This is a genomic window from Parapedobacter indicus (assembly GCF_900113765.1).
Taxonomy (GTDB): Bacteria; Bacteroidota; Bacteroidia; order Sphingobacteriales; family Sphingobacteriaceae; genus Parapedobacter; species Parapedobacter indicus.
This window is the reverse complement of sequence record NZ_FOQO01000013.1, coordinates 1-19,369: the sequence shown is the minus strand read 5'-3', so window position 1 is coordinate 19,369 and position 19,369 is coordinate 1. Positions and strand designations below refer to the sequence as shown.

Annotated in this window: 21 protein-coding genes and 1 rRNA gene; 10 read left to right on the top strand and 12 right to left on the bottom strand. The window is 48.0% G+C overall.

Features of this window, described 5'->3' with window-relative positions; genetic code table 11:
* Positions 1 to 3: 3 nt before the first annotated feature.
* The 4 genes from BMZ56_RS22070 to BMZ56_RS22055 all read right to left on the bottom strand — a co-directional run bounded on the left by BMZ56_RS22070 (position 4) and on the right by BMZ56_RS22055 (position 6,943).
* Positions 4 to 1,425 (bottom strand): SusD/RagB family nutrient-binding outer membrane lipoprotein, encoded by a 1,422-nt coding sequence (locus BMZ56_RS22070; RefSeq protein WP_090631383.1) that lies wholly within the window; start codon positions 1,423 to 1,425, stop codon positions 4 to 6.
* A gap of 49 nt (positions 1,426 to 1,474) precedes the next feature.
* Positions 1,475 to 4,897, bottom strand: coding sequence for a SusC/RagA family TonB-linked outer membrane protein (locus BMZ56_RS22065; RefSeq protein WP_218146640.1), 3,423 nt, complete (start codon positions 4,895 to 4,897; stop codon positions 1,475 to 1,477).
* Between the two features lie 295 nt (positions 4,898 to 5,192).
* A complete protein-coding gene (locus BMZ56_RS22060; protein WP_090631043.1) occupies positions 5,193 to 6,332 on the bottom strand; it encodes a FecR family protein in 1,140 nt (379 codons plus the stop codon).
* Positions 6,333 to 6,373: 41 nt separating this feature from the next.
* Complete coding sequence (locus BMZ56_RS22055; RefSeq protein WP_245893360.1) at positions 6,374 to 6,943, bottom strand: RNA polymerase sigma factor; 570 nt, start codon at positions 6,941 to 6,943, stop codon at positions 6,374 to 6,376.
* Between the two features lie 186 nt (positions 6,944 to 7,129).
* On the opposite strand from BMZ56_RS22055, the gene BMZ56_RS22050 reads away from it, so the two are divergent.
* A complete protein-coding gene (locus BMZ56_RS22050) occupies positions 7,130 to 7,345 on the top strand; it encodes a hypothetical protein (RefSeq protein ID WP_090631038.1) in 216 nt (71 codons plus the stop codon).
* 72 nt (positions 7,346 to 7,417) lie between these two features.
* Here BMZ56_RS22050 and BMZ56_RS22045 read toward each other — a convergent pair whose 3' ends face one another.
* Positions 7,418 to 8,569 carry a MalY/PatB family protein gene (locus BMZ56_RS22045; protein ID WP_090631036.1) on the bottom strand — a complete coding sequence of 384 codons (1,152 nt, stop codon included), beginning with the start codon at positions 8,567 to 8,569 and terminating at the stop codon, positions 7,418 to 7,420.
* Between the two features lie 8 nt (positions 8,570 to 8,577).
* The gene (locus tag BMZ56_RS22040) at positions 8,578 to 9,387 is read right to left on the bottom strand and encodes a serine hydrolase domain-containing protein (RefSeq protein WP_090631033.1); all 810 of its coding nucleotides are present in this window, start codon (positions 9,385 to 9,387) and stop codon (positions 8,578 to 8,580) included.
* Positions 9,388 to 9,563: 176 nt separating this feature from the next.
* Here BMZ56_RS22040 and BMZ56_RS22035 point away from each other — a divergent pair, with 176 nt between their 5' ends.
* Entirely contained in the window at positions 9,564 to 9,947 is a 384-nt protein-coding gene (locus tag BMZ56_RS22035) for a (deoxy)nucleoside triphosphate pyrophosphohydrolase (RefSeq protein ID WP_090631030.1), read from the top strand.
* Between the two features lie 12 nt (positions 9,948 to 9,959).
* Here BMZ56_RS22035 and BMZ56_RS22030 read toward each other — a convergent pair whose 3' ends face one another.
* The 4 genes from BMZ56_RS22030 to BMZ56_RS22015 form a co-directional block, all read right to left on the bottom strand.
* Complete coding sequence (locus BMZ56_RS22030; RefSeq protein ID WP_090631027.1) at positions 9,960 to 10,823, bottom strand: AraC family transcriptional regulator; 864 nt, start codon at positions 10,821 to 10,823, stop codon at positions 9,960 to 9,962.
* A 139-nt stretch (positions 10,824 to 10,962) separates the two neighbouring features.
* Entirely contained in the window at positions 10,963 to 12,291 is a 1,329-nt protein-coding gene (locus BMZ56_RS22025; RefSeq protein ID WP_090631024.1) for a GntP family permease, read from the bottom strand.
* Between the two features lie 20 nt (positions 12,292 to 12,311).
* Positions 12,312 to 12,776, bottom strand: coding sequence for a hypothetical protein (locus BMZ56_RS22020; protein WP_090631021.1), 465 nt, complete (start codon positions 12,774 to 12,776; stop codon positions 12,312 to 12,314).
* Positions 12,777 to 12,795: 19 nt separating this feature from the next.
* Positions 12,796 to 13,146, bottom strand: a complete 351-nt coding sequence (locus BMZ56_RS22015; RefSeq protein ID WP_090631018.1) for a VOC family protein — start codon at positions 13,144 to 13,146, stop codon at positions 12,796 to 12,798.
* A gap of 93 nt (positions 13,147 to 13,239) precedes the next feature.
* Here BMZ56_RS22015 and BMZ56_RS22010 point away from each other — a divergent pair, with 93 nt between their 5' ends.
* The 3 genes from BMZ56_RS22010 to BMZ56_RS22000 all read left to right on the top strand — a co-directional run bounded on the left by BMZ56_RS22010 (position 13,240) and on the right by BMZ56_RS22000 (position 15,181).
* Complete coding sequence (locus BMZ56_RS22010; protein WP_090631015.1) at positions 13,240 to 13,734, top strand: ExbD/TolR family protein; 495 nt, start codon at positions 13,240 to 13,242, stop codon at positions 13,732 to 13,734.
* A gap of 99 nt (positions 13,735 to 13,833) precedes the next feature.
* Positions 13,834 to 14,694 (top strand): DUF808 domain-containing protein, encoded by an 861-nt coding sequence (locus BMZ56_RS22005; RefSeq protein ID WP_090631012.1) that lies wholly within the window; start codon positions 13,834 to 13,836, stop codon positions 14,692 to 14,694.
* Positions 14,687 to 15,181, top strand: a complete 495-nt coding sequence (locus BMZ56_RS22000; protein WP_177195260.1) for a GNAT family N-acetyltransferase — start codon at positions 14,687 to 14,689, stop codon at positions 15,179 to 15,181. Before BMZ56_RS22005 ends, BMZ56_RS22000 begins: the two co-directional genes overlap by 8 nt.
* Positions 15,182 to 15,198: 17 nt before the next feature.
* On the opposite strand, the gene BMZ56_RS21995 is transcribed toward BMZ56_RS22000, so the two are convergent.
* On the bottom strand, positions 15,199 to 15,426 hold the full coding sequence (locus BMZ56_RS21995; protein WP_090631006.1) for a hypothetical protein: 228 nt from the start codon (positions 15,424 to 15,426) through the stop codon (positions 15,199 to 15,201).
* Positions 15,427 to 15,577: 151 nt separating this feature from the next.
* Between BMZ56_RS21995 and BMZ56_RS21990 the strand changes: the two genes are divergently transcribed.
* From BMZ56_RS21990 to BMZ56_RS21980, 4 genes are all read left to right on the top strand, one after another.
* Positions 15,578 to 16,033, top strand: a complete 456-nt coding sequence (locus tag BMZ56_RS21990; protein WP_143072995.1) for a hypothetical protein — start codon at positions 15,578 to 15,580, stop codon at positions 16,031 to 16,033.
* Between the two features lie 11 nt (positions 16,034 to 16,044).
* A complete protein-coding gene (locus BMZ56_RS25700; protein WP_177195259.1) occupies positions 16,045 to 16,203 on the top strand; it encodes a hypothetical protein in 159 nt (52 codons plus the stop codon).
* Positions 16,204 to 16,268: 65 nt separating this feature from the next.
* Positions 16,269 to 17,615, top strand: coding sequence for a deoxyguanosinetriphosphate triphosphohydrolase (locus BMZ56_RS21985; RefSeq protein WP_090631381.1), 1,347 nt, complete (start codon positions 16,269 to 16,271; stop codon positions 17,613 to 17,615).
* A 30-nt stretch (positions 17,616 to 17,645) separates the two neighbouring features.
* On the top strand, positions 17,646 to 18,629 hold the full coding sequence (locus BMZ56_RS21980) for a hypothetical protein (RefSeq protein WP_317048206.1): 984 nt from the start codon (positions 17,646 to 17,648) through the stop codon (positions 18,627 to 18,629).
* 121 nt (positions 18,630 to 18,750) lie between these two features.
* Here the strand turns inward: BMZ56_RS21980 and BMZ56_RS25485 are convergent, their stop codons facing one another.
* A complete protein-coding gene (locus BMZ56_RS25485; protein WP_143072994.1) occupies positions 18,751 to 19,158 on the bottom strand; it encodes a hypothetical protein in 408 nt (135 codons plus the stop codon).
* A 126-nt stretch (positions 19,159 to 19,284) separates the two neighbouring features.
* Here BMZ56_RS25485 and BMZ56_RS21970 point away from each other — a divergent pair.
* Positions 19,285 to 19,369 (top strand): 16S ribosomal RNA (locus BMZ56_RS21970); the annotation flags it as partial.

The following is a 19,369-nucleotide window of genomic DNA, read 5'->3' as shown; positions in this document are numbered from 1 at the left end:
AATTTAATTAACATCCCACCACAGTTTGAAATTAATGTCATCTCCCCCCATCCGGTCGATTGCACGTTGGTAATTTTCGGGGTTGTAAATTTGTTGTATACCTGGATACAGCAACCGCGAAGGCATGACACCATCGTTGAGCATGGAGTTGGTCTTTGGCAAAACAGGGTATCCTGTTCTGCGGTATTCCGACCACTGCTGGAAATCCGTAAAATACAGAGCGAGGTATTTGTGCAGCATGATGCGTTCCAAGCTGCCATCATAAATCGCCAACGGGCTGAGAAAATAGGCATCGTCGATATTTTCTTCGGTGACGATGTTAATGGCAGCACGGATGCCTGCTTTATAGAAATCTTCGGCACCGGTTAAGTAGCCCCGCTGCGCCAGTTCTGCTTTTATAAACGAAACTTCGGCATACGTAAGGATGGGGATCTGCATGGGTACAACGACTTGCTGGTTATTCATGTAAGACGGTGAATAGGAAAAGGCAGCGTCGTCGTAACCGCTGGGGATGCCCTTGTAACCGATGTCGGCGCCTTCTGCCCGGGCCTGGGTGACAAAGAAAGGCCGCCGGGGGTCGTCGAGTTCGTTGAGTATATCGATAAAAAAGGCCGCCACGGAATGCTGGGTACTGAAGTCAAGTGCGCGCGACCAGGGCGAGATATTGGGCGTAACGCCTGTTACCTGTAAGATAACCGACTCTTCGACATTCGCGATGACGGGCGACGCCGTAGGATCTTCGATGATGGTAACCATCTTCGCATAGGCTGAAGGATCTACGTCCGATATCCGCAACAGAAGCCGCAGGCGTAGGGAGTTTGTGAACTTCTGCCACAGATGGGTATCGTTTCCGAACAGAATATCGGTCCCGTACACCATGCCGGCGGCGTGGTCATACAGGGAATTGGCCCGCTCCAGATCTGCCAGCAACTGGGTGTAGATATCCTGCTGGCTATCGTACACGGGTTGCAGAATACCTTCTTCGGCCCGGGAAGCCTGAGAGAAAGGTACATCGCCGAATACATCCGTTAGGTTGGCATAGATCCATGCCCGCAGGGTCAGCGCAACGCTGATGTAATTGGAGGCATTATCCTTTTCGGCGGTTTGGAGCATTTCACTGACGTTTTTTGCCCATTTATAGGATGCATCCCATTGCGAAAGCCCCGTGTTTTCGAGGATTTCATAGCGGTGCACCCCTCCATAATATTGGGGATAATTTAATTGTACCTGCATCAGCTGACAGGTGATGTTATAATTATTCCGCAGATTGGTTGACGCCATATTGTAGATGATTTCATTCAATAGGGTGCCCGGGCTGATCTGATCGATCAAATTGGGATTCTTGTTGATCGCTTCAAAATTCTTTTTACATGCTGCCGATAACAATACAGTGAGTGTTAAGGTCAGTAGCGTAATCCGTTTCATTCGTGGAGAATTTATAGTGATTGCTGCATGGTGCTTACCGTGCATCGTGTTAAAAATCTATTTTCAAATTGCAGCCATAGATGGCGGTGTAGGGCATGGGCGTGATTTCCAAGCCGGGAATAAACACCGTGCCATTCATGGTGCCTGCTTCGGGGTCAAACATCGGGAACTTATCGAACACCGCTAAATTTCTGCCGAACAGGCTGAGGGAGAGGCCATCGATACGAAACCGTTGAAGGTGCCGCTTGGGAATCTGATAGCTGAGCGATACTTCGCGGACCTTGATGAAGTCGGACGCAAACACACCTGCTTCCGTGGTTTGGTGAACCTGCCCGTAATAAGCCTGCGGATCCGCCTGGACGGTATTGGGGGCGTAAGATCCATCTGCATTTTTTACCACTCCATTGCCAATGATGAATCCTTCATCCCGCCCGGGGATGGTATTGGGCAGCGTGCCTGCCCAGGACGCTCGGTTGTAAGTGCCCGAAAAGATGAGGCCGCCATACTGCCCATCCAGCGTAAAGCTTAGGCGTACATTTTTATACTTCAACGTACTGGTTAACCCCGCTTTCCATTCCGGAGCCGTGTTGCCGATGTACTCGGGGACACTTCCGCGTGTGGGTACACCGTTTGCAAAAACAATATTGCCGTCTGGATCGCGAACGAATTTCGTGCCCCAGAGGTCTGACGTGCTTCCGCCCACCGTGGCAATGAGATGGCCTTGCCAAACCGTGGTCAGTGTTTGCTGCTCAAGGTTGTCGGTCAGTGCCATGATTTCGTTGTCGTTGGTTGCCCAGTTGCCGATCACTGTCCATTCCCAGTCTTGGCTTTTAACGGGCGTACCGGTTACTATTAGTTCGACCCCCTTGTTGCGGACTTCACCTGCGTTGATAACCCGCCTGCTGTAACCGGCCACAATATCTGCGGGCAGGGCCAGGATTTGGTTTTCCGTGCTGGATGAATAGTAGGTCGCATCGATACCTAAGCGGCTACTAAACAGCTTCAGGTCGATCCCGGTTTCCCAACTTGATGTGATTTCGGGTTTCAGGTTGGTGTTGTGCATGGTGCCGGGTACCTCCGCCGAACTCGGAAAGCCGCTTTGGCTGTAATACTTACTCGTCTGATAGGGATCAGCATCGCTTCCTACCCGTGCGTAGGAGGCACGGTACTTGAGATAGCTTATCTGCTGTGGGAGCTGAAACAAATCAGACAGGATGAAGCTTGAGGTGGCCGATGGGTAGAAGTAGGAATTGCTGTTGGCCGGCAAGGTGCTCGACCAGTCGTTACGACCGGTCAGGTCCAGAAAAATCCGATCGCGCCAGGAGAAGGATGCCATGCCGTACAGACTATTGATCTGCCGCCTCACGTCGTTCGTAGTTACCAGCGGATTGTTGACGCCATTGGCTAAACTGTAGACGGAAGGAACGATGAGGGCATCCACCGACGACATGACGTTGCGATGATCATATGACATCCGGCTCCCGCCGGCCATCACGTTGTAATGGACGTCGTCTCCGATGGTGTTTTTATAGCTGGTCAGGAAATCCATGTTGATTTCCTGGCTGGCCACATCCTGGCGGCCATAGTAGCCGCGGGGATGTTTCTTGGAGGAATAGCCACGCTCGGTCTCCCGCAACTGAGTCAACGAATTCAAGGATAACCGTCCCATGACATCCCAATTTTCTGAGATCTTGATATCTGTTTTTACGTTGCCCACAAGTTGGTTGCTCGTCAACGGATTTTTATCTACATGCATCAGGAAATAGGGATTGCTGGACCATGCTGAAAAGGGATTCAGCTGCTCCAGGTTTTCCTTTCCGTGCTGCCAAATGGGCTTGTACCAATTGATGTCTACGCTGGGCATAAGGAACATCATGAAATAACCCAACGAACCGTTGCTGATTCCAAATGCCGGTAGATTTTCACTCGTCCGGCTATTGTAATTGAGCGATGTGGTTAGTTTGACACGTTGCGTTACCTGGTAGTTGCCATTGAAGGAAATGGTATTCTTCTTGAATCCGGTATTGGGTGCAATGTAGTTGTTATCGGTATGGGCGATATTCAATCGCATTGACCCGTTATCGTCGCCGCCCTGGAATGACACGGCATTTTCAAAGGTGGACCCCAACCGGAAGAAATCTTTCATGTTGTTTTTGTAAGGTCGCCATAAAGTTCGTTCGGCTCCCTGTGCCTGCGTAACCGGATCGTACTGATAATAATATTGGCCTTCGAACTTAGGGCCGTAGGCCTCTGGGGTATTGGTGCTTGGCCCGTCTTCCGAGTCGCCGAAGGAATAGTACGGGTTGCCGTTGGCATCTTTGCGACTTGTGCCGCCGGCACCGTATTCATATTGATAGTTGGGCCAGTTTATAATATTATCCAGCAGGGTGGTCGAATAGAGTGTAACACCTAGCTTTTGGTTTTTCTGTCCCGATTTGGTTGTAATGATCAGGGCTCCGTTTGCAGCCCGGGAACCATAGAGTGCGGCTGCGGAAGGGCCTTTTAATACCGTCACGCTTTGGATGTCTTCCTGGCGCAATTCGGATACGGCATTGCCATAATCTACGGGAGCTTCGGTGCCGTAGGCGGCGCCGACATTATTACCGTATGCGGTGGTTTCTTGATCCATGGGCACACCATCGATGACAATGAGCGCATAATTGCTTCCGGGATCAAGGGATGTGGCGCCGCGCAGCTGAATACTCTGGGAGTTGATGGGGCCGGTACCTCCCGAAATAATGTTCAACCCCGCTACTTTACCTTTAAGTCCTTCCGACCAATTGCTGGATACAGCGGATGATAGCTGCTCGGAATTGAGTGTCTGCTGGGCATAGCCCAACGCTTTTTCTTCTCGTTTGATGCCCAACGCAGTGACAATCACTTCGTCGATATCGCTCACCGTCTGCTGGAGCAGGATGTTGAGGGTTCGTTGGTTTCCGACGGGGACTTGCTTCGTCGCATAACCCACATACTTGAATAGCAGCACATCTTCCGGTGATACCTGTATGTTAAACCGTCCGTGCTCATCTGTGATGGTCTCGAGCGCGGAATTTTTTACCGAAATACTGACGCCTGCCAATGCATTCCCCAACGAATCTTTTACCTGACCTGTAACGGACTGCTGAGGCTTTTCGGACGGAAAGCTTTCTGCCTTTTCGATCCGGCTACTCCGCTTTGTCCGATCTTGGGAAATCAATATGTTTTTTCCTGAAAGCGTATAGGTCAGGTTTTTATCTGCCAACAGCAGGTCGAGAAAGTCGGATAGTGGCATGTTGCGGACCGAAATAGTTACCGGCGATAATTCTTCCAGTAGTTTGCTGTTATACAAAAAATTATAGCCCGTCTGATTTTTGACGACCTGAAGAATAGCGGCAATCTCTTTGTCAGTGGTATGGATCGTTACGGTTTGCGACAGACTCTTTGCACTTATGTGAAGCGCGCACACAAATAATAAAAAGGAGAGTATCTTCATCCTCAGGGTTATTTGCTTCAATGACAGGTAGTTCTTCTTTGCTTTTAAAGAAGTCAACTGGTTTTGCATAATGAATTTGGAAATAGAACCCTACTCCCGGTACTTAGCGCTAAAAAATTGTATATCCTTTTTAGTTTCCCTAAGTTTGCAGTGTTCTGATAAATCAATTTGTTAATTAGTTCCTAGTTTAACAGATCTGATCTGGACATTTTTATGGGGGAGTGGTACGAACACTTCTCCATAATTTTACCTATGTCGTTCCTAATGTATGTTGCTCATCGTTTTCATTTAGATTTTAATGGATTATTAATTTATTGGACACCAATTCCAGATTTACGCCCGATACTTTTAGAAATTCGGCTACGATTTCGAAATCTACCGAACGGCTCAATTGACCGGTGAAGTATTCTTGGGGAATTTTGTTTCTGTATTCAACCTCCAGATCGTACCACCGCGCTATTTGTTTGGCTACTTCTTCAAACGGTGTACGGTTAAAATTGAATTCGCCTTGTTTCCAAGAAGTTGCCTGTTGCACATCACCCGATTCGATTTTCAGCTGATTTTCTTTGCCGGCAATGGCGGCTTGACCGGGCTGTAACTTAAAACGGTCGTTACCTGTTCTGTCGCGCACCTGTACCGAACCTTCAACGAGTGTCGTGGTATTCAGCTCATCATCGGAATAGGCTTTAACGTTAAATGCAGTGCCTAATACGGTTATTTCCTGATAATTACTCTGTACGATGAAAGGCCTTTTGGCGTCACGTGCCACTTCAAAAAAGGCCTCGCCGCTAATTTCGACCGTGCGCTGGTTTGTTGCGAATTCAGGAGGAAATTTCAATGTTGAATTGGAATTCAGCCAGACCCGGGTACCATCGGATAGTGTAATTTGATACTCACCGCCTTTGGGTACAACGAGGTTAAGGTGCTGCGTTTCCAAAAGGATGTTTTCGGCCACGGCCTGTCCATCGGAATAAAACATACCTTGATCGGTCACAAGCAAACCACGGTCGTCCGCAATTTCTTGCTTACGTCCATTATCGGCTAGCAGAATTGCCTTCTTTGAGCCGGGTACGACTTCGGCAACCGGCTCATTGTAGGAAGCAGTATACTTGTTAGAAAAGTAAAGGCTGCAGAACCCGATAACTACGATTGAGGCAGCGGCAGAGAGCCAGGCAATGCGCCGCTTAAGGGTCTTGCTTTTTTGAGAAGCTATCCGATCCAGGAGATCGGGGAACGACATTGAACGGCCGGACGCCATGTAATCTGCCCACTCTGGCCTGGAGGGGATGGGGCGATCGGGAGAAAAATCTTCCAGCAGTTTACGGTATGTGGGATGAAGGGCCGCCCATTGTTGCAGTTCCTGCAGTTCGTGAGCGGAAATATCGTTTTGGCGATATTTATTGAGAAGGGTTACTATGTGCGCTGTTTGGTTCATCCTATCTAGTTATCTATAGAAACTAAATAGGGTAGAAAACCTTACATGAAAAAAGTAAATAGCCAATCTTTTTGGCTTTTGAATGCTTTCTTTAATGTAGAGATAGCCCGGGAATAATTGACATAAACCGTATTTTTGGACATCTGCAGGGCTTCTGATATTTCGGAATGGCTTTTGTTTTCATAGTGACTCAGCTGAATCACTTTTTGTTGGGTTTCAGGTAGTTTCCGGACTTCCTGTGCAATCATTTCAAACAATTCTGCTTTTATCTGTTTCGCATGGCCTTCGGGATCTTCGGCGAGCAAATCGTCTGGAAGCTCGGTTTCAAAATGCTGTCGCGCATAGGCGGAATTTAGAAAGGAAAGGCAGGCGTTTTTGGTGACGATATATAAAAAGGCTTTGATTTTTTCTTCATCGTTGAAATTTGCCCGTTGCTGCCACAATTTCACAAAACTATCCAGCACGATCTCTTCTGCTTCCGGTGCGTGATGTTTGAGAAATGATTTGGCAAAATAGTGAAGGGGTCTTTTATACATATTAAAGTAAATTTCCAAGGCGGCGGGGTCTCCTGCTTGAAAATTAGCAATGATAGTTGAAAGCCGATTACACATCATCCGTACGTTGAATGGCCCAAAGGTACTCCAATTGGCCGCGCGTGTCAAATTAAGTCTTTGTTAATAGGAGGTCTTTTCTTAGTTAAGCTTATTGGCTACAATAACCTGTTGTAAATATCCAAAATTTTATTGAGAACCTAAAACTTGCGAATATGTGGTTAAGCATTTATCTTTACAGATAAGATGAATGAAATTAATAAGCCCAAATTATACCTGGCCATACTGATGATTGCAACGATGCTGTGCTTTGCGGTGTTGGAGGGATTGAAAAAAGCCGGTCGGCTTCCGGAGTTCAGCGATGATCACCGGCTATATGCGATTACGGTCGGCGTGGTCCTCGTTACCCTGATCGGTGTAGTATCGATAGTCATGCGGCAACGGGACAATGTAGAAGAATAAGGTTATCCTGTCTTCGCTGCTGGGTGTTCTGTCCGGTGAGGGACCGCAGCATATCGCTGAGTAGTGTTGTAGTCAAAACGCCTTAACCAGCCGCGTCAATCCTTCTTCCAGTAGTATCCGCGGACAGGCAATATTGACGCGTAAGAACCCTTCGCCGGCGTCGCCATAGAGTGTGCCGGGGCTTAGCCATAACTGTTGTTCGTGCAGCAGCCTGTCGGTAAAATCCGCGGCGGATGGAATAACCGAACGGCCGTCCAACCAGACGAGGTAGGTGGCTTGCAGTGGGATTACATCGACCTGTGGCAGGTGGGTCCGACAGAAATCCGTTAAATACGTAAAGTTGGCAGCGAGGTAGGTTTTCAGCGATTCCAGCCAATCTTCGCCATGTTCGTAGGCGGCAATAAGCGCTTCGATAGCGAAGGGATTTAAGAGGGCCATCTCCTGCATCTCCAGGATGTGACGCACGTGCTTTCTGAATACGTCATTTTCAGAAAATAAATAGGCTGCCTGCAGTCCGGCGATGTTGAAGGTTTTGGAAGGAGAGCTGACCGTGATGGATTGCAACGCATAGTCATGGCCTAGGGATGCGAAGGGGGTATGCCGGTGCGGGTCGTAAACCAGGTCCGAGTGGATCTCGTCGGAAACGACCACGACATGGTGCCGTAGGCATATTTCACCGATGCGCAGCAACTCTTCTGCTGTCCAGACACGGCCTACGGGGTTATGTGGGTTGCTAAGCAGCAGAAGCTTCACCGCGGGATCAGCGGCTTTGTTCTCCAAATCATCATAATCAAGATGGTATACACCGTTATACAGCCGTAGATTATTTTGGACGGCCTGCCGGTCGCAGTGGGCAATGCTGGCAAAGAAGTGGTTGTATACGGGCGGCTGTAGCAGGATTTTGTCACCAGGGGCGGTCAGCGCACGGATCAGGGCGGACAGGGCCGGGATAACTCCGGTGACCGGAATCAGCCAATCCGGATGCACGGCAAACCCATGCCGCTTTTTCCACCAGCCGAGGATGGCATCGTAGAACCGCTGAGGCGTTTGGGTGTATCCGAAGATTCCATGCGCCACGCGGTCCTCCAGTGCTTGCTGGATGACAGGAGCAGCTTTGAAATCCATGTCGGCAATCCACATGGGAAGCACATCCGGTCCGGTAGCGTCCCATTTTATGCAATCTGTATGCTTGCGATCAACAGGTTGGTCAAAGTGATAATCCATGGGCTTTTTTATAAAGGCGAAAATACGCTCCTGAAATCCAAATCGCCAAAGAGGAAGTCTTGGGAATCGATATTCAGCTTAAAACTTTTTACTTTCTTATCGGTGCCACGTTCAAAAATAACTGCTCCCGGAGGAACAAAAGGGTCGTTGAATATAACGATTAAGGTATCTCGGCCGCTTGCGTAGAGGTAGCGCATGCTCAGCGGTACAAAGATTTTTTCATTGACAAACGATTCCCAGGTTTTACCACTGATGGCTTCGACCACCAGCCCGGCCACGAGGTACATCACATTTTGATAGCCCATTTCGGTTCGGAAATCATTTCTGATCGGTGCATGCCTGATCTTTTCGGCGATCTCTTTCCGGGTGTAGGAAGTGCCATACCACAACAGGTCGCCATCAAAGGTAGCCAGGCCTGACCGGTGGCTTAATAAATCGACGATCGTTAGTTCCTTGGTAATCCAGGGATCGCTCAATTTAAAATCGGGTAGGTATTGGATGACCTTGTCGTCCCAGTTGAGTTTGTTTTCTTCAACAAGGATGGCGAGTGCCATGGCGGTGAACGCTTTGGTGCAGGAAGAAATCGGAAAGACCGTCTGGGTATCGACGGGGTTCCCATTGGGTAGGCTTGTGGTTCCGTAACCTTTCTTAAAAAGCACCTTGTGATTGTGGATGATGCCAATGGCCAGCCCGGGCATTTGATAATCAACAACCTGTTTGGCGATAAAGTCATCCATGTTTCCCAAGCGCTGCTGTTGGGCGGGCACCAGATAGGGAAGCACAATGAATAGAAGAGCGAAGAGGTATTTGTTAATCATCCTATCAAACTTAGATAAATTATTGATCTTTTTAATTATTTTTTGGTATCGATCGCTATGCTAAGTTTATTTTTATATGCGATCTACTCGGCTGCCTCCAAGACGCAACTTTTTTCATCGATCGGCTTTTGGAAATTTAAGAACGAGTATTACCTTTAGCAAAATAAACGCATTCCATGCTCCGTGTCACTTGCGCAATTATCATCCACAACGAGAAAATATTAATCTGCCAACGTAGCAATACGATGAACCTGCCCCTAAAATGGGAGTTTCCGGGAGGGAAGGTGGAGCCGGGCGAAGATGAAACACGGACCATCGTGCGTGAGATCAAGGAAGAGCTGCATTTGGATATAGAAGTAACAAAACGGCTCCAACCGGTGGAACACGATTATCCAGCCTTTCGGATCCGTTTGGTCCCTTTTATCGCGAAGATGATAGGCGGTGAATTGCTGCTCGAAGAACATGCCGACGCCCGATGGATAGCGGTCAATGAACTAAATCGATACGACTGGGCGCCTGCTGACCTGCCGATTGTTGAACAGCTGCAAGTGGAGCGATAGCGGAAGCATGCATCACTTCTTTCTTACAGGAATCCACACTTCGCTATACGCATGGTCCGCTTTCTGCCTATCCATTTTTGTAAAGGAAAAAGAAGGTGCATCAATCACGTTATAATCGGAGGAGGGAAGCCATTGCGCATAGATGCTAGCCATTGTCTGCTGCAGGATAGCCGGAAATGGTCCCTCGTTTGGAAATACGGCCCAAGAGCCGGCCGCAACGGTTACCTTATCGAGTTGCTCGCTTACTTGGTTTTCGGTGGTTAATACACCGATCAAGTGAGTTAAGTCACCTTCTTCTTTCAAAAACTTGGCATCGGCATCGTACGAAACATTGACGATCTCATAGGGTGCAATATTTTGGAGCGAATGCATTTCTCTCTTTTGCACCTCTGTAATGCTTCGTGCAAGTTTTACAATTTCGTTATTGACACCTTCAAATTGCATAGGCACGCGTTTGCTTACGCCGACAAAGTGAAATGCCGGTTTGTCTTCAATTCTAAATTCCATGGTGGTTCCTCCTGTTACTGTAATGATAAATGAGAGTTTGGGAAATGTTTTGCTAGTCTTTTTTTTGATAACTTCCGACGGCAAAACGCCGCTCCACTTTTTGAATGCCCGGGTAAAACCGTCCATCGATTGATAACCGTATTTGAAGGCAACATCGGTTACCCGTTCTCCGGCCAGTAAATCTTTGTTGGCTTCCGACAGTTTTCTGTTTTTGATGTATTCACTAAGCGTAACTCCGGAAAGGTAAAAGAATATCTTTCGGAAGTGAAAGTCGCGAATCCCTGCATATTCGGCAATGGACTCGAGTGATAACTCGTCGGTTATGTGATCTTCGATATACGCAACCACTCGGTTTAATTCGTTCACCATTTGCTTCTCTTTGATGGAACAAAATTACCATTGCTTTTTTTGCAATGCTCGACTTCTGAACACAAAAAATGTCGGGTAGGTAGAAATACGTCCGGACAACCTGTTAAATGGAGAGAGATTGCTATCGTTATTGACCGTATCAAGAGGCCATGATCCAGATTGCCCAGATAAGCAGTTGGGTAATCAACCCCATGAGCAAAGTGGCCGTAGTGAAGACTTTTAGCGTAGCGGTAGCGCTAATGCCCGAAAATCGGCTAACGACCCAGAAGTAAGAATCGTTCATATGACTCACACACATGCTACCGGCCCCTAAGCTAAGGATGGTCAGCGAAAGGCCCAACGGGTGCTCCAACCCCAGATTGCCCAGCATGGGGGCAACAAGTGAAGCACCGGTGATGACAGCTACGGTGGAGGATCCTTGGGCAGATTTCAGAAATGCAGTAATCAGAAAGGGTAGAAATATGCCCAGCGATGTGCCACCCAGCAGCGTGCCGATATCGTGTCCGATACCCGAATGCTGGAGCAACTGCCCATACATGCCGCCTGCACCGATGATGGCCACGATGACTCCCGCTTTTTCTACGCCTTGGGTAAGCCAACCCGGAAGCTTCTTACGATCGGCTCGTTTGACCAAAAAGAGGGCAACCAGAATGCCCGCACTCAGGGCAATGTTCGGGTCGCCCACGAATAGAAGCCATTGGGCCAACTTAGGAAAATGCTGCAACTCAACAGAAAAAAGTTGGGCGAAGGAACCGCAGGCGATCAGGGAGATGGGTAGCAGTATCGGAAGAAAAGACAGCCACGTAGGGGGTAGTTGTGATTGTTCTTGCGCCGTATCAATCGGAGGCACATAGTCGTCCGCCACGCGTTTTCCCTTCCATCGGGCATAAAAAAGGCCTACGGCTGCAGCAGGTATCGAAAGTAGGGCGCCCATCAGCATGATGGTTCCGAAATCGGCGCCTATGGTTTCAATGGCGGCGGTAATGCCGGGATGAGGAGGCACCAAACAATGTACGGCGTATAGGGAAGTGGCCAGTGTTGTGGCCATGACGGCCATGGTCCAGGATGTTGTCCGGACGATGGAGTGATTCAGCCCGTTCAAGACAATAAAGCCGCTGTCACAGAAGACCGGAAAGCCAATGATGTATCCCGTTAGGGCGATACCCAGCGGTGCGTTTTTTTTGGAAACCTTGTGGATGAGGTATTCGGCCATGCGGATGGTGGCTCCGGTCTTTTCCAGTATTCCGCCCAGCGTTGTTCCCAGAATGATGAGTACACCCACTTTGCCTAGGGTATTGCCAAAGCCTGCTTTCAGCTGTTCAGCTAGTTCGGACAGAGGCATCCCGGTAAGCAATCCGACACCTAGCGCGGCCAAGGACAGTGCGAAAAAAGGGTTCAGTTTTTTAGGTCCTGTACTCCAGATGACAAAGGCAACGGTCAGTACTAATGCGGCTATTGAAATATACATCGTTTGAAGATAAATCTCACTTATGTGACTTGCTTAATGGTATACTCCGTATGGTTGAAGGAGAAGCGGCTGCCCGCTTGCACGCCAACTAATCGGCTGCCTATGGGGGAGGCCGTGGACACCACCCAGTATGTGTTGCCTTTCACTTCCAGGCGGCCTATGCTGATTGCGAGGAAAAAGGTGCCATGGTTAGTCTCAACAAGACTACCTAGTTTTGCCGGTCCGGAATGTGGACGTGCGTCTAACGAAGCCAGCAATTGTCCCATCCGTTCCGCATCCGTCAGCAACTGCTGATGCCTGGCAATTTCCTGTTGCATCATTTCACGTGTGGTTTCAAATTTGTCGCCCGCACTGCTTTTTGTATCATCGGCGGCGGCATCACTGGCAGAAGCTAGGGCTTGCTGGGCATTGGTGGTGCGTTCGTCTACATAGCGGCGGCAAGCGGCCAGCAGCGAAACCTTGAGGGTGTGGTATGGCTCGTCCATGTTTTCAGGGTACGTATTGTTAGGTGTGTGAAAGAATGTTTATGGTTTTCCCGAAAGGGTCCTTTACATAGAATCTACGGACCCCCCAAGGTTCGTCTGCTGGGCCATAGATCACGGCAAATCCCGCATTTTTCATTTTGCTATGCATCTCGTCGACATCGTCAACCTCAATGGAAATATCAGGTACCGGGGTTCCGGAACCGCCTTCGCTAGCGAAACTGATTTGTACCTGCATTGAGCTGTCTGTACCATATGTGCGAATCCAGGTCAGGTCCATTAAGATCTCCAGCCCGAGAATTTCGTGATAAAAATGCTGCGCTGCTTCAATGTTTTCTGTTGCCGTGTTTACGACAATTCTTCGTACCGTCATATATTGACCATTTGCTGAGAGCAAAACTACGAAAATTGGTTTATGGAAAATACCGGCGACAGACATCATTCAGATAGATAAACCTTTTACATCATGGCTGAATTGAACACCGGACGGAGGTTACAACCTAGGGTTGACCTCACCGCTATGGTAGACCTGGCTTTCCTCCTGATCACCTTCTTTATGCTAACCACCAACATCAATAAGCAGCAGGCACTTGATGTGGCGATGCCCGACCTGACCGATTCCACAGACTTTGCGCCGTTGGCAGACGACCGGACGGTTACGTTGCTGCTAGGCGAGGATGGACGGGTGGATTGGTATTGGGGCATGCTGGATAAACCGCTTGCCGGTCCGTATACATCTAGCATAGATAAAGGAGGCATACGGGAGGTGCTGTTGCAAAAGAAAGATGAGGTGCCGACGGTGACCGAAGATGGTAAAGGACTCATCGTAGTGATACGACCCAGTACGCGTGCAGCATATTCGAGTCTCGTGGACATACTGGATGAAATGAAAATCTGCGGTATTGATCAGTACATGATCGGTGAGATAAGTCCCACGGAGGAGTCGATTTTGGCGCTATGATATGCGGCGAAACCGTAAGCGCTGGTAAGGAAGCAACAAAAAACCGAAGAAAATAGCGCCCGAATTTATATTTTTACGGCCATACCATTACTGGAAAATATGGCATCGGGTTTTTTTGCAATTCTGGACGATATAAGTGCGTTGATGGACGATGTGGCCACCACAGCGAAAGTGGCGACCCGCAAAACTGCGGGAATATTGGGCGACGATCTGGCGGTCAATGCCGAAAAAGCGACGGGTTTCCTCGCATCGCGGGAATTGCCGGTGCTGTGGGCCATCACAAAAGGGTCGTTCCTCAACAAAGTAATCATTATTCCCGTGGCCTTGGCGCTCAATGTGTTTTTTCCGGTGGCGATAAAAGTCATTCTCGTTCTAGGAGGGTTTTACCTAGCTTATGAGGGGGTCGAAAAGATTATTGAATTCCTCTTCCACCGTTCGAAAAAAGGGCACGAAGTGGTTGCGGAAAGTAATGAAAACCGGAGCGATGCTGAAAAGACCAAGATTAAAGCGGCGGTGACCACCGATTTCATTTTGTCGATTGAGATCGTGATCATCGGTCTGGGAACGGTATTGGAAGAAAGCTTGTCAATACAGATTCTCACCGTTTCGGTAGTTGCCTTGCTGGCTACGGTGGGAGTATATGGTATCGTCGCGCTCATTGTCCGTATGGACGATGCGGGTTTTAAATTGATAAAACGTACACAAGACACGGGATGGTTGGCCAAGGTGGGGCACCTGTTGGTAAACTCGTTGCCGATCGTGATCAAATGTCTAGGAGTAATCGGTACCATCGCGCTAATTTTGGTTTCGGGCGGCATATTTGTACATAATATTGATTACCTACATCATATTTTAGGTTCATGGCCTTCATTCCTTAAGGAAATGGCGATCGGTTTCGTAGCTGGACTGATTGCAGTGGCAATTTTGACGGTTGGCAAAAAGATGTTTTTCCGTGGGTGAGTTGATACTGAACCGATTCGAAGAAGCCGATTTCAGCTGGCTGCAAGGCTGGGTTACTTCGCCCGAATTGCTGTTTCAATTTTCAGGCGGGCACTTTTTCTATCCGCTTAATTTTGAGCAGCTCATGAATTACCGCGCTGAACATCCCGATCGGCTTATGTACACAGCATGGATGGAAGAGCAACCCGTGGCGTTCGGCGAAATCATTCCCCAAGATAGCGGCCAACCCAGATTGGGAAGGATATTAGTGGGAAATCCGGCTATGCGCGGCCAAGGCGTGGGTACGCGCTTTATTAGTGCGTTGGTGGAGGAGTGCGGACGGCTATACGACTGCAATACCGTGGAACTGAACGTATGGGACGAAAATACGGGAGCTATCCGGTGCTACGAAAAGGCAGGGTTTGTTTTTCAGCCGGACGACCGTGTGGTGCTGCAAGCGTTTGGACGCGACTTCAATATCCATAAAATGGTGAAAGTAAGATATTAACTATATTGCGATATTAACTATACTTCGTCGTCATCCAAGCCTCCTGAAGCAGTACCTGCAAGATCTCCACCTTCTCGATCTACCTCATCGGAATCATCCGTCTCACGAACATTGGCGTCATCGTCTGAATCGTCGTACTGCTGCTGTTTATCAAAGGCTACATGATTTGCACGTTCATTTTCAGCAATTCCTTTTTCTCTTTTCTCCGGATCAACCGGTGGGTGTTGTTGGCCGTTGCTCGTCATAGCGGGTTTTCCTCCTTTTTATGTCAACAAGGACCGAAAGAAAATGTTTGCTCGGAGAATCCGCTCTGAACATTCCGATATATTGTTTCATGTATTCCGGGATAAATTCACCAGGTGATTTGTTATCTTTATGCCCAAAACCAGCTATGAGATGCGTGTAGGACAATTGACGATATTAATCGGGGTAATAGGATCTTTGTATATGGCGACGGCATTTGCGCAAAAGGGAAGCGATGAAGCGCCATCGAAAGCGATTATCGTGAGCGCAGAAAAAGACGATGCATTCGACCGAACCGTAGACCGTTTACTGGAAACAGGCCGTTTTGTTCGTTCTGTCGACAAGGATGCAGGTTTTATCCAAGCGAGGGTGTTTTTGAAAGACCGACGAGTGATATCTGCCAAGAAAGGAGAAAGGCAAACATTGAATTTGGTGTTGAGACCGAATCATTCAGGAACCAAGATCGTTCTTCAAATTTACAGCGAGGACTATCGTTTCGGCGGTGACGTTGGAAATCGTAATTATTATTATGAAGAAAACGGAATTGTGGATGATGATGCCGTTTATCAGGAAATTTTAGAGGATCTTCGTGAGCATATCGAACGGTAGAGCGCTAAATTATGAATAGAATCACTCGCTTTATCGGAACAACCGGGTGGGTAGGCCTTGTAGCGGCGAAGTACAACCCGGCGTCGGTCAATCACCCGCGCCTAAACCGAACCGTATGCCCCCGCACGGTGCATGTTGCTGAACCGGAAAGAACACCGGCCTGCTCATAAAGATTGGGAATTCATCGACCCTAAGTTCTCTGTCAGTTTCTTACCTTTGCGTCGACATGGGTATTATGAACTGGCAGCAATTGCTGTCCGCCAAACGTTGGGGATATGAATCCCGAAGGCAGGATGATCAGCAGGATGCGCGTTCTGAGTTTCAGCGCGACTACGACCGGTTGATTTTTTCATCGCCTTTTCGCAGACTGCAGAATAAAACACAGGTTTTTCCGCTGCCGGGCAGTGTATTCGTGCACAATAGGCTGACCCATAGCTTGGAAGTAGCCAGTGTTGGCCGGTCGCTGGGGCGCATTTTCTATAACGAGATGCGGAAAGCAAATCCAGATATCGACCGCGAGCTTCCCTACCTGCAGGAGGTGGGCAACATTATCTCAGCGGCTTGCCTGTCGCATGATTTGGGGAACCCGGCTTTCGGCCACTCCGGCGAAGCTGCTATTTCCAATTACTTTACGGTGGGCATGGGGAGTATATTTGAAGAGCAGGTAACCGGAGCGGAATGGGCCGACTTGACGCATTTCGAGGGCAATGCAAATGCATTGCGGATATTGACCCATCCGTTTGCCGGCAAGGACGAGCATGGTTTTGCGCTTACCTACAGTACGTTGGCGGCGATTGTAAAGTATCCGTGCGCAGCTACGGACGGCCATATCAAAAAAGTGCACCATCGAAAGAAGTATGGTTTTTTCCAATCGGAGCGAGCTGTTTTTGATAAAATTGCGGCTGAACTGGGGTTGGTGAAGGACACGGAAGTCCCGACTGGCTACAAACGGCATCCGCTGGTTTATTTGGTGGAGGCCGCAGATGATATCTGCTATAACATTATTGACTTGGAAGATGCCCATCGCTTGGGTATTCTGCACTATGAGCAAGTGGAGAGTTTGCTGCTGCCCGTTTGCCGGGATGAACACTTGAAAGAGCGCCTGCAAAAACTTGCCGATTTTGATAGTCGGGTCAGCTTGTTGAGAGCCAAGGCAATCAATACGTTAATCGGGGAATGCGCAACAGTGTTTACAAAAAATCAGGATGCATTTCTGGATGGGGTATTTGGCAGACCACTGATCGAAGCGGTGGATACGGATCTGGTGGAGGCTATGGATACTATCGAGGAGGTGTCGGTGAAGAAAATTTACAATGCGCAGTCGGTTGTACAGATTGAGGTGGCTGGGTATAAGGTAATGAACGGGTTGCTTGAAGAATTTATTCCGGCCTATCTTAAGCAGGACAGGACCCCTTACGATACTAAATTGCTGGCATTGATGCCGCGCCAATTTCACACTCGGCAGAATGATGCCTATGCAAAAATCCGCTCAGTGTTGGATTTTGTTTCTGGGATGACCGACCTGTATGCAGTTGAATTGTACCGTAAGATAAAAGGAATATCGTTTCCCTCGCTAGACTGACGGTTGATGAACATAGCTTGATACATACCCATGCATTTATATAATCCCTTCAAGAATTTTCGTTTCGATAATAACACCTGTTTCCTGAGTGGGCAGCCTTTGCAATCGGGAGATGAACAAATACAGGTTTTTCCTCATTGGCTCATGCGGAAATTTGAGCTGGAAGATAAGCCTTTCAAACTGCTCGATGAAAGTATCCGTACCTACAAACAACTGCAACTGCCCTGTGCAACGGCTATAGCCGAACGGATCGCCGAAATGGATCTTCGGGTGGAGACAGCATTCAACAACGGATATAAAGCAGTGAGACAGATAGACCGCCTGCTGCTTTTTCAATGGGTGGCCAGGATGGTATACGGAGTCGTATTCAATGAAATACAGGCAGGCATCCGGCAGCAGATGCTGAGCGGAGAAGCAATGAATTTTTCGCAGGTGCTGGCGCATAAATTCAAAAACCTGCATTTAATGTTGCAGTCATTGATTTTACCAATGCAATTTGATGGCGGGATGCCATTTACGGTGTTGATTTTTGAGGTTGACAACGACGGACAGACATTCAATTACCGGGATGAGATCAATACATTGGTGTATTCGCTCAGAATGAACGACGTGGGTATTATTGTATGCCTGCAGGATAACGGAACAAACGGTATTTACCACCGGGAGTTTGTGGAGAAAGTGGAGGGAAGGTGTCTTCACCCGATTCAGTTTGAAGAATTATGTGCGCGTTTCTTCTACTCGGCTTACTTATTTAACCGCTTGCCTGAATATACGGTTCTGCCAACAGATGAACAGGTTTACGTCGAACCGATGCCCTTAGCTGATATGAGCATGAAGCCTATTTTTGACCCTTGGCAAGTAAAAACGTATGGACAGGTGCTGGAGAACTTTTGGAAGCCTTGGGGGTATACGTTGTTCGAAATCATCAAGGATCCCGAAAACCCGATGTCGTTTCTGATAGATGGCGAAGGTAGCCCAGTGTCCGGTAGTACGATAAACCTACCTAAGGCCTGACAGTGTGATTTCAAGAAAATATTGGTTTTATTTGGACTCGTACCTGATTTATCTGTATTTTTGTAACCCTGCTCTTTTTTGACGGGGCTTGTTCATTGAAAGGAATACAGATTGCGAAAAATTAATGAGACTGATAATCAGTATAATTATCAAATAATTTAATTTTTTGTTTGCAATCAAGAAAAGTGTTTTTACCTTTGCACCCCGCGATCGACAAAGGGAAGAGAGTGAGGTCGAAAAGCGAGTGTTGTTTGATAGAAGAATTGGTAGGAATTGTTGGGAAAGTTAGCCGTGGAAACATGGTAAGTGAGAAGAAAAAAAATAAAAAAATATTTTTTGTTTTTAAGATAAGATTTCTACCTTTGCAGTCCCAAACGGAACAGGGGTTCGAAAGAAGAGAGTTCCGGCCCAGCAGCGCGATGCGGCTGGTGTTTGAAAGAGAGAAAATCTGCCGGTTCAGAACCGGCGTGATATAAAAAGCCGAAGCGCGAGCGGAGGCGAGATAGTTCTTAAAGATATTGATATTCATGTAGCGTAACGAGTAGTCTGTTTTACAGACAAAAGTTAAAAAAAACAGACCTAAGTCAATCAGTAAATAGACATAATAACAAAGATTGATTCCGAGAATATCGGGTCAGATCGATAACTTCATTTTACAATGGAGAGTTTGATCCTGGCTCAGGATGAACGCTAGCGGCAGGCCTAATACATGCAAGTCGAACGGGATCCACCAGCTTGCT